Below are 12,926 nucleotides of genomic sequence, written 5' to 3'. Positions count from 1 at the left end.
AGGCCAACACTTGGCCGAGATAGGTTTCGTCGACATAGGCTAATGGTCGCCGCCGGGCGCCGACACTGGGCAATCCGCTGAGCACCGCGGTGATACGAAACAGCGGCGCCTGCAGCGGCGGACGTGATGGCGCAGCCCCTGTAACAGCGTCTGGCCACAGCCGCGTCAGGCACAGCAATCGCCGTTGCGGTTGCAGCGCCCCGACCAGCAGGCCGAAGGGCGCGTCGCCAGCGTCCAGCTGCTGGTTGACGGCGGCGGGCAGCCGGCTGGCCACATACCAGTTCACCGCCCGCGACAGCACCCGCTCGCCACAGGCCAACTCTACGGCGCGACAGGCGATATGCTCATCGCTCCCGACCTGCAGCGCTGACAGCGCCTCCACCGGCGCTGCGACCGCTGGCGCCATGTGCTTGCGCGCCAGCACCGGCTCAGGCCATCCCCGTGAGGCGGCCAGCTGTATTAACACCCGCGTCGCTGCGCCACCCCCGGTGAGCTGGCTGATCAGGCGCTCCAGGCGGTCGGCGTCCGCAGTCACATTCGGTGTCACGCTCAAGCTTTGCATGCCTTTCATGCCGGCTGGCGTCGCCTCGCATCGGCCACGCCCTACCTCAAAGCGCAGCGGCGGCGTGCTGTCCAGTGCTGGCTCACCATCTGGACCACGCGCGCGATAGCCAGCTGGCTACCCAAGCGGAAGCTGAGCTTGAGACCCGTGCCGCCGCCAAACCGTCGTCCTGGTTAATAATGGATGACCGAGCGTCATGCATGCGATAAGTGCGCTGCAATGACGGTTTCCGCATCCCATCGCCCGCAGCCTGCGCGGCGTCGTCCCGGCCGCGTTGCGCTGGCGCGCCTGTTGTGGGTCGCCTCCCTCGCACCGACGCTGGGGCTGGGCCTTGTTGCGCCGCTAGCGGCGCAATCGCCGGGCATTCGCAGCATGAGCGGCTCGGCGTGGCCGGACAATCTCCAGACCGGGCGCAGCGCCCCGGCGCCTACGCCGCCTGCGGCAGAAGCCGCGACTGCGGAAGAGGAGGCGCCTGCCGGGCCAGGCGACGCGCCCTTGCCGCCGCCACGCCCCGCAGATCTTGCGCCCGCAGCCGCCCCATCGCCAGCGATTGCCCCTGCCCCCGCGCCGGCCCAAGACCAGCCCATCGCCAGCCAGCCTGTCGCCTCGGGCGCCGACAGCGTCCCGCCGCCAAATGACCGGCTGGCCCCTGGCCTTTCGCGGATCGCGCCGCTACCGCCGGCACGGCCTGGCGATTTGATCGCCCAGTCGCCAGCTGGCCAGCCTGCGGCGGATGAGGACCAGCACGCCGAAACCGCCCGCCCTCAGGTCCCCAGCCTGTCGCAGCCAGGGCTCACCCCCGGACTTGCTCCTGGCGCCTCGCCCGACGACGGTTCATTCAGCAGCGTTGCGCCGCTGCCGCCAATGCGCCCGGCGTTTCCGCTGGATGTGCAACAGCAACCTGCCCAGGCCGAGACGGCGCCCGTCGCCCCGCCGGTTGCGCAACCTGAGGCCAGGAAGCCGGCATGGTGGCCCTTTGGCAAACGCGATGAGATTGAGGAGCCGCTGCTTGAGAGCCCCAGCGGCCTGCGCACCCCGCACCCCACCCGAACCGACGCCGAGGTCGACGCCTGCGTGGCGCGGCTGCGCAAGGCTGGCGCCGTTGTCGAGCGCATCGGGCCGATCGCCAATGGCAGCTGCGGCATTCGCAATGGCGTCAGGGTCATCGCTTTGCCCGGCGGCCTGCCGCTGTCGAAGCCAGGGACGTTATCCTGCGCCATGGTCGAGGCCACGGCCGAATGGCTGCGCGGCGTCGCCCAGCCGGCGGCGCGCCAACATCTGCGCGCCAATATCACCCAGGTGATCATCGGCCCGACCTATGCCTGCCGCACCATGAACCACCAGCGCGGCGCCAAGATCAGCGAACATGGCTACGCCAACGCCATCGACATCGCCGGCTTCGCCTTCGACAGCCGCCGCGCCTATATGGTCCGCCCCAGCCACCCGACGTCGGGGGAAAATCTGTTCCAGAGCTTCATTCGCAAGAACGCCTGCCGGATTTTCGACACGGTGATCGGCCCCGGCGGCGACCGCTTCCATAACGACCATCTGCACCTCGACCTGCGCAATCGCGGCTCCGGCCGTCAGGTCTGTCGCTAACGATGCAGCGGCGTGACCCCACGGCGAACGGAGCGCGGCGGCGGGATTGAAACGCCGTAGCCCCGCCGCTCGCTTGAGCCGCACCGCAGCAGAGCGGTCGCCGTCATGCCCGTGCTCGTCACGGGCATCCACGTCCTGGCGTTCCGGGATGCGCAGCCGCGCGACGCCTGCCTGCGCGCCGCGCCTGCTAGTGGCGTCAAAGGAAGTCCCACCGGCGTCGGGGCGATGCCGCGGCCAGCTGAAGCAGTGGCGGCAAGACGTGGATGCCCGTGACGAGCACGGGCATGACGGCTGGGGGAATGGTTTGGGGAATACAGCAAAGCCAAGCCGAAGCGCTCACCCCGCGCTACAGCCCCCGCCCCCTTAGAAGGCAACGCCGCAGACAGCTCACTTCGGGCCTGCCCCCTCTCGCCGTCATGCCCGTGCTTGTCACGGGCATCCACGTCGCGGTGCTCCGGGATGCGCAGCCGCGCGACGCAGCCTGGTCGCCGCGCCTGCTAGTGGCGTCAAAAGAAGTCCCACCGGCGCATGGGCGATGCCGCGGCCAGCTGAAGCAGTGGCGGCAAGACGTGGATGCCCGTGACAAGCACGGGCATGACGGCTGGGGGAACGGTTTGGGGAATACAGCAAAGCCAAGCCGAAGGGCTCACCCCGCGCTACAGCCCCCGCCCCCTTTAGAAAGCAACGCTGCAGGCTGGTCACCTCGGGCCCGCCCCCCTCTCGCCGTCATGCCCGTGCTCGTCACGGGCATCCACGTCCTGGCGTTCCGGGATGTACAGCCGCGCGACGCAGCTGCGCGCCGCGCCTGCTAGCGGCGTCAAAGGAAGCCCCACCCGCGTCTGGGCGATGCCGCGGCCAGCTGAAGAAGTGGCGGCAAGACGTGGATGCCCGTGACAAGCACGGGCATGACGTCTGGGGGAATGGTTTGGGGGTACAAGAAACCAGGCCGAAGCGCTCCCCAACGCGCTGCAGCCCCCCGCCCCCTTTAGAAAGCAACGCCGCAGGCTGGTCACCTCGGGCCGCCCCCCTCTCGCCGTCATGCCCGTGCTCGTCACGGGCATCCACGTCCTGGCGTTACGGGATGTGCAGCCGCGCGACGCAGCCTGCGCGCCGCGCCTGCTAGCGGCGTCAAGGGAAGTCCCACCGGAGTCGGGGCAATGCCACGGCCATCTGAAGCAGTGGCGGCAAGACGTGGATGCCCGTGACGAGCACGGGCATGACGGCTGGGGGAATGGTTTGGGGCTACTCAGGCGCAGATCCAACGCCATGCAGACGCCAGCGCGCCGCTGCAAAAATCGTCGCGACGCGGGGACTTCCCAAGGCGGCAAACCTCGCTACAATGCCCGCAAAGTACGGGTCCGTACTACACTCGACCATGCCAGTACCAGGCGCCGACTATCCGCGCACGGGGATCGCGCGCCGGCGGTAAGCGGGCCACAACGCCATGCTCAGCGATGCTGGCAAGCCGGCGCCGGTGGCGGAATGCGCCAGCGTGCTGGCGTTTGAGGGACAGGGACCGGGTCAAGGCGCCGGGGGGCAAATCCCGGACCACCCGCCGGGAGGAAACATGATCTACACCGAACAGCACAAGGAGCTGATGCGCTCCGTCACCAAATTCTGCCAGACCGAGATCAATCCTCATATCGAGGAATGGGAGGCGGCGGGCGTCTTCCCGGCGCATGAACTGTTCAAGAAGATGGGCCAGCAGGGCTTCCTCGGCATCAACAAGCCGGAGAAATTCGGCGGCCTTGGCCTCGACTACACCTATGAGCTGGCGTTCTGCGAGGCCATTGGCTCGATCCGCGGCGGCTCGATCGGCATGGCCATCGGCGTGCAGACCGACATGGCCACCCCGGCCCTCGCCAAGCATGGTTCAGATGAATTGCGCGCTGAGTTCCTCGCCCCGTCGATCTCGGGCGACTATGTCGCCTGCCTCGGCGTCTCCGAGGTAGGCGCCGGGTCCGACGTCGCCTCGCTGAAGACCACCGCGCGCAAGGACGGCGATGACTATGTCATCAACGGCGGCAAGATGTGGACCACCAATGGCACCCAGGCCGACTGGATGTGCTTGCTGGCCAACACCTCTGAAGGCCAGGTGCACCGCAACAAGACGCTGATTTGCGTGCCGATGAAGACCAAGGGCGTCGAGATTGCCCGCAAGCTCGACAAGATGGGCATGCGCGCCTCCGACACGGCGCAGATCTTCTTTGACGATGTGCGCGTGCCGCAGCGTTATCGCATCGGCGAGGAAGGCCGCGGCTTCGTCTACCAGATGGAGCAGTTCCAGATCGAACGGCTGTGGGGCGCGGCTGGCGGCCTCGTCGGTATGGAGACGGCGATCAACGACACCATCGAATACACCCGCAACCGCATGGTGTTCGGCAAGCCGCTGCTCGACAACCAGATCATCCATTTCAAGATGGCCGAGTTGCAGGCCAAGGTCGAGGCGCTGCGCTCCCTGGTCTATCGCGCCGCCCATGGCTACATCAACGGTGAGGAAGTCACCAAGCTCGCCTCCATGGCCAAGCTGATCGGCGGCCGCCTGTCGCGCGAAGTCTCTGACAGCTGCCTGCAATATTGGGGCGGCATGGGCTTCATGAATGAGAGCGACATCACCCGCATGTATCGCGACAGCCGCCTCGGCTCGATTGGCGGCGGCGCCGATGAAGTGATGTTGCAGATCATCTCCAAATATATGGGCATCCTGCCTGGATCGAAGAAAGATCAGTAAAGCTCTTTACACGCCCGGGTCAGTCGCTGCCCCGGGCGTTGTTTTGGCGACATACAACTAACGGAGCAATTGCCGCCTGCAAAGGCTGTGCCGTAGCCTGCCCCGCCATGCATGCGCGGCGACCTGCGGCAGAGGTCAACGTGCGCTGCGACTGTCGCCGCCTCTGACGGCCAATACCTTCAAACTGACGCCGGCCAACGGCGCATTCTTGCAAAAGCTTTCAACGCCAGCCGCCGCCACTGGCGGCCCTGGCCAGCCGCCGCCACTGGCGGCCTTGAGGGGGAAACGCATGCGCGGACTTATGATGGACATGCCGTTGCAGCTGTCCAACTTCATCGAATACGCCGGCCTGCAGCATGGCGACGCCGAAGTGGTCGCCCGCGAGATCGAAGGCGATATCTTCCGTTACAATTACCGCGAGGCGCGCAACCGCATCCGCTGCATGGCGCTGGCGCTGCGTCGCTTGGGCGCAACGGAAGGCACGGTGATCGGCACGCTGGCGTGGAACACCCACCGGCATTTCGAGATGTTCTATGCGGCGCCTGGCCTCGGCGCGGTGCTGCACACCGTCAATCCGCGCCTGTTTCCCGAACAGATCGTCTACATCATCAATCACGCCGAAGATGAATATCTGTTCGTCGACGCCCTGACCTTGCCGCTGGTCGAGCAACTCGCGCCGCAGCTGACCACGGTGAAGGGCTATATTATCATGGCGGCTGAGGGCCGCATGCCCGAGACCACGCTCAGCAATGTCTATTCCTATGAGGAGCTGCTGGCCGCCGAGACCGACGACGGCTTCGCCTGGCCGGAGTTTCCGGAGACCAATGCGGCGACCATCTGCTACACCTCCGGCACCACCGGCAATCCCAAGGGCGTGGTCTACTCGCATCGCGCGCTGGTGCTGCAGACCCTGCTCGGGGCCAATTTCCTCTATATGACCGGCTTTGAGCCGGGCAAACGCCAGGTGATGTTCCCGATGGCGCCGATGTTCCACGGCAACGCCTGGAACATGCCGTTCATGGCGCCCTATACCGGCTCGAAACTGGTGTTCCCTGGCCGCAATTATGAGCCGGACAAGCTCTATGAGCTGTTTGAGAACGAAGGCGTCACCCTGTCGGCGGGCGTGCCCAGCTTCTGGCTGATCCTGCTCGACTGGCTGGGACGTACCGGCAAGAAGTTCTCGACGCTGAAGCGCACGCTGTCGAGCGGCACCGCCCCGGCCCGCGCCATGGTCGAGCTGCTGGAGAAGGAATATGGCGTCGCCTACGTCCAGGCCTGGGGCATGACCGAGGCGCTGATGGCCACCATGCCGATGCAGCAGTTCCGCGACCACGAGCCCAGCTTCGACGAACTCATTGGCGACCGCATGAAGTCCGGTCGACTGGTGGCTGGCGTCAAGGCGCGCATCGTCGATGACGACGGCAATGAGCTGCCGCGTGACGGCCAGGCGGTCGGCCATTTCGGCGTGCGCGCGCCATGGGTGTCGAGCGCCTATCACAAGGGCATCGAGGCCATGGACGCTGACGGTTACCTGATGACCGGCGACATGGCGATGATCGACCCCAATGGTTACGTCACCCTCACCGACCGCTCCAAGGACGTCATTAAATCCGGCGGCGAATGGATCTCGTCGATCCAGATCGAGGACGCGGCGCTCAGCCACCCGGCGGTGCTACAGGCGGCGGTGATCGCCATCAACCACCCGAAATGGCAGGAGCGGCCGCTGCTGCTGGTGGTGCCGCGCCAGGGCGCCGAGGTGACGGCGCAAGACATCCTCGCCCATCTCGAGCCGCGCATCGCCAAATGGTGGATGCCGGACGCGGTGGAGTTCATGGAGAGCTTCCCGATGACCGGCACCGGCAAGGTGCACAAGCTGACCCTGCGCAAGCAGTTCCAGGACTACACGGTGGCCGAACCGGCCTGACCGTCTGCCAAAGGCGCCGTCGCGCCGATTGGCCATGCGCGCCGCCGCGCCAATTGGACATGCGCGTCGCCGCGCCATGTAAGGCGTGGCGGCGCAACAATGATTTCAGACGCATGCCCTGGCGCGGCCCCCGCGGTGCGCACAGGGCGCAAGCCGGCGCGTCGGGCTGGCGCGCCACAGGAGGCGCGCCATGTTCACCCATAGCGACAGGGCCAGCGAACTGATCGCCAGCCTGAGCGATTTCATGCAGCGTCGGGTCTACCCGGCCGAGCACATCTATGACGAGGAAGTGGCCAGCGGCTATCACAACCGCCGCCCGCCAATCATCGACAGCCTCAAACGCGAGGCCAGGGCCGAAGGTCTGTGGAACCTGTTTCTGCCCGGTGATCACGGCGCTGGCCTGAGCAATGTCGATTATGCGCCGCTGGCCGAGATCATGGGGCGGGTGTCGTGGGCGTCGGAAATATTCAACTGCTCGGCGCCCGACACCGGCAATATGGAGGTGCTGGCGCAATATGGCACGCCGGAGCAGCAGCAGCAGTGGCTGCAGCCGCTGCTCGATGGCGAGATCCGCTCGGCGTTCTCGATGACCGAGCCGGAGGTCGCCTCCTCCGACGCCACCAATATCCAGTGCCGCATCGACCGCGACGGCGATCATTACGTCATCAATGGCCGCAAATGGTTCACCTCCGGGGCGATGAGCGAGGATTGCAAGCTGCTGATCGTCATGGGCAAGACCGACCCGGACAATCCCAACCGCCATCTGCAGCAGTCGATGATCCTGGTGCCGCGCGATGCGCCGGGGGTCAAAATTGTGCGTGACATGCGGGTGTTCGGCTTTGACCACGCCCCGGTCGGCCATCCGGAGATCATTTATGACAATGTCCGCGTGCCCGCCGCCAATATCCTGCTCGGCGAGGGGCGCGGTTTTGAGATCGCCCAGGGGCGGCTTGGGCCAGGGCGCATCCACCACTGCATGCGGCTGATTGGCTGCGCCCAAAGGGCGCTGGAGCTGATGTGCCAGCGCGCCGAGCGGCGCATAGCCTTCGGCAAGCCGCTGGGCGAGCAGGGCTCGGTGCGTGAGGACATCGCCAATTCCTGGGTGGAGATCGAGCAGGCCCGGCTGCTGACCCTGCACGCCGCCCGCAAGATGGACCAGGAGGGCAACAAGGCGGCGCGCGATCTGATCGCCGCCGCCAAGATCGCCGTGCCGCGCATGGCGGCGCTGGTCATCGACCGGGCGATTCAGGTGCATGGCGGGGCCGGCGTCTCGCAGGACACGTTCCTGGCCGACGCTTACGCATACGCCCGCTTCATGCGCATCGGCGACGGGCCAGATCAGGTGCATCTGGCGCAATTGGGCCGGGGGCTGCTCAGGCGCTACGGCCAGGGCTGAGGCTGGCCAAACGGGCGGGCGCCTGTTGGGACGGAGCAGCGGTGGTCCCTGGTGAACCAGCACGCCACACGCAACCATGCCTGGCGCGTTGTGCCGCCAGCACGCGATTGCGCCGTCCCGCCTCATCGCCTGCCCGCTCCCAGAGCAATGCTCACTCTGTCTGGATCAGTGAGGGGCGCGCATCGTTCTGACCTGGCCGCAGTGTGACCGGTCAAACCCAGGCCGCGATCGCCAGGCGCCGAACCAACAACGCCCGGACCAATGGTCCGGGCGTCATTCATGCAATGATCATCAGGCGGAGCGCCGGAGCGCTCCCGCGCACTCTTACATGCGCTCGATGATGATGGCCGGAGCCATGCCGCCGGCGGCGCACAGGGTGGCCAGGCCGGTGTTCAGATCGCGGCGCTCCATTTCGTCGAGCAGCGAGCCGATGATGATGGCGCCGGTGGCGCCGATCGGGTGGCCAAGGGCGATGGCGCCGCCGTTGACGTTCACGCGGCTGTCGTCGATGCCCATCTCACGCATGAACTTCAGCGGAACAACGGCGAAGGCCTCGTTGATCTCGATGAGGTCGATGTCCTTGATGGTCATGCCAGCCTTGGCCAGCGCCTTGCGGGCGGCCGGCGCCGGGGCGTTCAGCATCAGCTCCGGCGAATCGCCAGCGGTGGCGACAGCGCGGATTTTGGCGCGCGGCTTCAGGCCGTGGGCGCGGGCGTATTCCGGCGAGGCCAGCAGCACGGCCCCAGCGCCGTCGACGACGCCCGACGAGTTACCGGCGTGGTGGACGTGGTTGACCTTGACGCCCGGATAGGTGCGCTCGACCAGCTGGCGGAAGGTCAGGCCTTCGTCGTTCAGCGGCGCGTCATACATCACCTCGAAGGCGGCCTTCAGCTGGCCGAGGCCTTCCTTGGTGGTCTGCGGACGCGGGAACTCTTCATGGCCGAGGGCCAGCGAGCCGTCGTCCTTGTAGACCGGGATCAGCGACTTGTTGAAATAGCCGTTCTTGATGGCGATGTCGGCGCGACGCTGGCTCTCGAGGGCCAGATTGTCGACGTCGTCACGGGTGAAGCCCTCAAGGGTGGCGATCAGGTCGCCGCAGATGCCCTGGTGTGGCTGCGGGTGGATCGAACGCAGGTGCATGTTGCCCGAGTCGATCACGCCGTCGGTGGCGCGCTGCAGGGTCGAGCCATAGGACATCGACTCAACGCCGCCAGCCATCACCAGGTCCTGGGCGCCGGACATGATGCCCATGGCGGCCAGATTCACGGCGGTCATGCCCGAGCCGCAGAAGCGGTCCAGCGAGAAGCCGGTGGCGGCATTGTCGAAGCCAGCGTCGAGCGCAGCCATACGGGCGATGCAGGAGCCCTGCTTGCCGAACTGGGTGCCGCAACCGGCGATGACGTCGTCGAGCTCAGCGGTGTTGACGCTGTTGCGCTCGGCCAGCGCCTTCAGCACCGTCGAGAGAATGCGCTGCGGGTGCACGTCCGAGAGCGCGCCCTTGCCAAACTTGCCCACGCCGCGCGGCGTGCGGGCGGCGTCAATGATCCATGCCTCAGACATATCGATCCCCTTCGTTCGGGCGCCTTCCGGACAGCCGCACCGGCTGCGCGATCGGAATTCGCTTACACTTGCAGAAAGTTGGAGCATTTACCGATCACGCCGGATCGGTAAATGCTCCAACCTAACGGTCGATTGATTGGTGACCGTCGCAGGCATCTATTGCAAGAACGCGGGCCTGGATCAACTGCCTATGTTTACAACTGAACCAATTGCCGAAGGCGAGCGGTTGCGACCGCCCTCGCCGCCCCGTCCAAACGGGCGACGCGCGTGCGGATTGGATGCGGCCAGCAGCAGAACGGGCTTATACCAGGATGCGGAGATACTGACGCATCCGCATCCTGAAATGCTCAGGCGCCGCACGGGCTTAGCCAGAACCCGATGAGTGAATCTCATCGGGTTCTGGTATTAGCCCCCAGCTGGCGCGGCTTTCGGCGGGACCGCCATGCTCGGCGGGTTGAACACCCCCTGCTCCTGCGCCGCCTTTTCCTGCGACGCCAGGGCGCGGCGGAAGCCGTCGCGCTGCTGCAGGCGCGACCAATAATCACGTACCGGATCTGTGAATAAGTAGTCGAGCTTCAGCCGCTCGGCCAGCATCAGGGCGTAGCCGATGCAGATATCGGCGGCGGTGAAGCGGCCCGCGCACCAGAACTCCTGCTTCTCGGTGACGGAGGTGACGCCGCGCAGCCTTCCGCCGAACCATTTGGCGTAATCTTCGGCCGCCTTCTCCATGCCGGAGTTTGGCTCCTGCAAGGTGTAGCGCAGGAAGATTGTCTGCGGGAAGGTCAGCGTCGCCTCGGAGAAATGCAGGGCGTTGAGGAAGGCGCCGTAGTCGGGCTCATCCACGCCGACATTCAGCGGCGTCGGACCATATTTGCTCACCAGATACTGCGCGATGGCCGAGGATTCGGTCATCTTTGTCTCGCCGTCCTCGAAGAACGGGATGGTGCCGAGCGGGTTAACCCCCAGATACTCCTTCTGGAAGACGCGCGGCGGAAACGGCAGCATCTTCAGCTCATAGGCGAGACCCATCTCTTCCAGCGTCCACAACGGCCGGAACGAGCGCGCGCTCATGCAGTGCCACAATCTGAGGGTCATCGACGTTCCTCCATGTATTGACTGCGCCGCCTTGTGGCGGTCGCCTCAGGCGCCGTGCGCCCGTTGTGCAATCGCAGACGCCACGCCCCATCGGGCGTGGCGCATTGGTTGAGTTTCGCGGCCCGACGCCCCGCGCTGCGCGCTAGCGTCAGGCGAGACCGCTGCGGCCAGGCCTGTCCAGTCAGGCGGCGATCACCGCCGGGGGAAAGCGCTCGGTCACCGCCTTGACCTCGGCGGCGATGTCCGGCGTCACCGGCACCGGGTAATCGAGGATCATCTGGGCATAGGCCTTGGCCTGCGGGTCATTGCGCAGCGAGGCGATGCCGCCGCCGCCCAGCACCTCATCCATCAGGAAGTTCAGCGAATGCGTCCCCGGCAGCTCAAAGCGCTGCACCTTGCCCTTCAGGAAGTGCCCGAAGAAATGCGCCACCGCGTCCTCGGTCAGCGCGGCGCGGATAAAGGGCAGATAGTCCGGCTTGCGGGCGATGACGCCTATATTGGCCTTGTTGCCCTTGTCGCCGCTGCGCCCCCAGGCAAGAGCGATGAGCGGGACCAACGGCGCGTCGGCGGCGGGCGTCGCTGCGGGGCCAGCTGCATCTGGCCCGAGCTTCGCCGGATCGAAGCCGCCGCGCAGCGAGCCGGAGGTCGGCACGTCCTGCCCCGCCACCTGCACGGCTGGCGTCACCTGGGCCTTGTCGACAAGGCAGGAGAACAGCCGCACCACCGGCATCACCTTGGGGCGGTTGCCGCCCATGCCGGTGATGCCAGGCGACATTGAGGTGCCTGACGAGGTCAACTCGCGCACCATGATCTCCAGGGCCTTGGGGTTTTCGTGCTTGGCCGCCAGCTTCAGCACCACCTCACGGGCGGCGCGGGCGCGTGAATGCGGGCCATAGGCGGCCTCGGCGCCGATCACCTCAACCGAGGTCTCGGTGAAGGGGGCCAGATTCATCGCCCGGAACATCGCCTCGGCCCGGCGGATCACCGAATCCGCCACCTTCTCGGCCTTGCGGGCGGCGTCGAGGCCGCCAATGGTCAGATACATGCCGACGCGGAAGCCATCCTGATAGGTGGCCGAGACCTTGTAATCATTGGTCGGCGGCAGCCCCCTGGCGTTGGACACTTTCACCAGATCCTTGCCGATCTGCGTAATCTTCACCTCGGTGAAGTCGCAGGCGACGTCCGGCAGCAGATAGGCGCGCGGGTCGCCGATCTCATACAGCATCTGCTCGGTGACCGTGGCTTCCGAGACGAGGCCGCCGGTGCCGTCGGGCTTGGAGACGATGAACGAACCATCATCCGACACCTCAACGATCGGATAGCCGATGTTCGACCAGTCGCCGGTCTCCTCCCAATCTGTGTGCAGGCCGCCGGAGGCCTGGGCGCCGCATTCGACGATATGGCCGGCGAGCGAGCCGCCCGAGAGCTTGTCCAGATCCTGCGGCGTCCAGCCAAAGGCGTGGATGCAGGCGCCCAGCGTCACGGCGCTGTCGACGCCGCGGCCGGTGATGACGATGTCGGCGCCCGCATCGAGCGCCGCCGCCACCGGGAAACCGCCGAGATAGGCGTTCATGCTCCACAGCTTCGGCGGCATCGGCTCGCCGTTGAACATCTCGCGGGTGTCGGCGAATTCGCTGGCCCGCTCGAGCAGGTCATCGCCGGTGACGACGCCGACCTTCAGATCGACCCCCGCCTCGGCGATCTTCGCCTCCAGCGCCCTGGCGCAGGCCAGCGGATTAACGCCGCCGGCGTTGGCGATGACCTTGATCTTCTTCTGCGCGATGGTCGGCAGCTCGCGGGCGATGGCGCCGACGAAATCATGGGCGTAGCCCATGCTGGGGTCCTTCGCCCGGGCGCGGGCGAGGATCGACATGGTGATTTCGGCCAGATAGTCGAACACCAGATAGTCGAGGTCACCGCCCTTGAGCAGCTGCGGCGTGGAAATGCTGGTGTCGCCCCAAAAGCCGGAGGCCCCGCCAATCCTGATGGTTTTACCGGACATCGCCGTTGCTCCCTTGAACCCTGTCGCCGGCGCCCTGGGCGCTCTGGCCTGCTATCT

Annotated in this window: 8 protein-coding genes; 4 read left to right on the top strand and 4 right to left on the bottom strand. The window is 66.3% G+C overall.

Features of this window, described 5'->3' with window-relative positions; all coding sequences use genetic code 11:
- On the bottom strand, positions 1–553 hold a 553-nt coding region (locus AC6A67_RS03525), incomplete at its 3' end, for a hypothetical protein (protein ID WP_498035173.1).
- 300 nt (positions 554–853) lie between these two features.
- Between AC6A67_RS03525 and AC6A67_RS03520 the strand changes: the two genes are divergently transcribed.
- The 4 genes from AC6A67_RS03520 (at position 854) to AC6A67_RS03505 (ending at position 8,212) form a co-directional block, all read left to right on the top strand.
- The gene (locus AC6A67_RS03520; protein WP_498035172.1) at positions 854–2,161 is read left to right on the top strand and encodes an extensin-like domain-containing protein; all 1,308 of its coding nucleotides are present in this window, start codon (positions 854–856) and stop codon (positions 2,159–2,161) included.
- Between the two features lie 1,567 nt (positions 2,162–3,728).
- Positions 3,729–4,892 (top strand): acyl-CoA dehydrogenase family protein, encoded by a 1,164-nt coding sequence (locus tag AC6A67_RS03515; RefSeq protein ID WP_498035181.1) that lies wholly within the window; start codon positions 3,729–3,731, stop codon positions 4,890–4,892.
- Positions 4,893–5,181: 289 nt separating this feature from the next.
- Positions 5,182–6,816 (top strand): long-chain fatty acid--CoA ligase, encoded by a 1,635-nt coding sequence (locus tag AC6A67_RS03510; protein WP_498035171.1) that lies wholly within the window; start codon positions 5,182–5,184, stop codon positions 6,814–6,816.
- Positions 6,817–7,006: 190 nt separating this feature from the next.
- Complete coding sequence (locus AC6A67_RS03505) at positions 7,007–8,212, top strand: acyl-CoA dehydrogenase family protein (RefSeq protein WP_498035170.1); 1,206 nt, start codon at positions 7,007–7,009, stop codon at positions 8,210–8,212.
- 324 nt (positions 8,213–8,536) lie between these two features.
- Here the strand turns inward: AC6A67_RS03505 and AC6A67_RS03500 are convergent, their stop codons facing one another.
- From AC6A67_RS03500 to AC6A67_RS03490, 3 genes are all read right to left on the bottom strand, one after another.
- On the bottom strand, positions 8,537–9,772 hold the full coding sequence (locus AC6A67_RS03500; RefSeq protein WP_498035169.1) for an acetyl-CoA C-acetyltransferase: 1,236 nt from the start codon (positions 9,770–9,772) through the stop codon (positions 8,537–8,539).
- A 405-nt stretch (positions 9,773–10,177) separates the two neighbouring features.
- Positions 10,178–10,867: a glutathione S-transferase family protein gene (locus AC6A67_RS03495; RefSeq protein WP_498035168.1), complete on the bottom strand. Its 690-nt coding sequence runs from the start codon at positions 10,865–10,867 to the stop codon at positions 10,178–10,180.
- 181 nt (positions 10,868–11,048) lie between these two features.
- Positions 11,049–12,869 (bottom strand): acyclic terpene utilization AtuA family protein, encoded by a 1,821-nt coding sequence (locus tag AC6A67_RS03490; protein ID WP_498035167.1) that lies wholly within the window; start codon positions 12,867–12,869, stop codon positions 11,049–11,051.
- Between the last annotated feature and the right edge of the window lie 57 nt (positions 12,870–12,926).

The sequence above is a fragment of the Camelimonas sp. FR25 genome, from assembly GCF_059740505.1.
The sequence above is the reverse complement of the archived record's forward strand: the minus strand, read 5'-3'. Positions and strand labels throughout refer to the sequence as shown.

Coding starts and splice junctions, on each gene's coding strand:
- AC6A67_RS03515 (WP_498035181.1), top strand. CDS start 3,729: ATGATCTACACCGAACAGCACAAGGAGCTGATGCGCTCCGTCACCAAA.
- AC6A67_RS03510 (WP_498035171.1), top strand. CDS start 5,182: ATGCGCGGACTTATGATGGACATGCCGTTGCAGCTGTCCAACTTCATC.
- AC6A67_RS03505 (WP_498035170.1), top strand. CDS start 7,007: ATGTTCACCCATAGCGACAGGGCCAGCGAACTGATCGCCAGCCTGAGC.
- AC6A67_RS03500 (WP_498035169.1), bottom strand. CDS start 9,772: ATGTCTGAGGCATGGATCATTGACGCCGCCCGCACGCCGCGCGGCGTG.
- AC6A67_RS03495 (WP_498035168.1), bottom strand. CDS start 10,867: ATGACCCTCAGATTGTGGCACTGCATGAGCGCGCGCTCGTTCCGGCCG.
- AC6A67_RS03490 (WP_498035167.1), bottom strand. CDS start 12,869: ATGTCCGGTAAAACCATCAGGATTGGCGGGGCCTCCGGCTTTTGGGGC.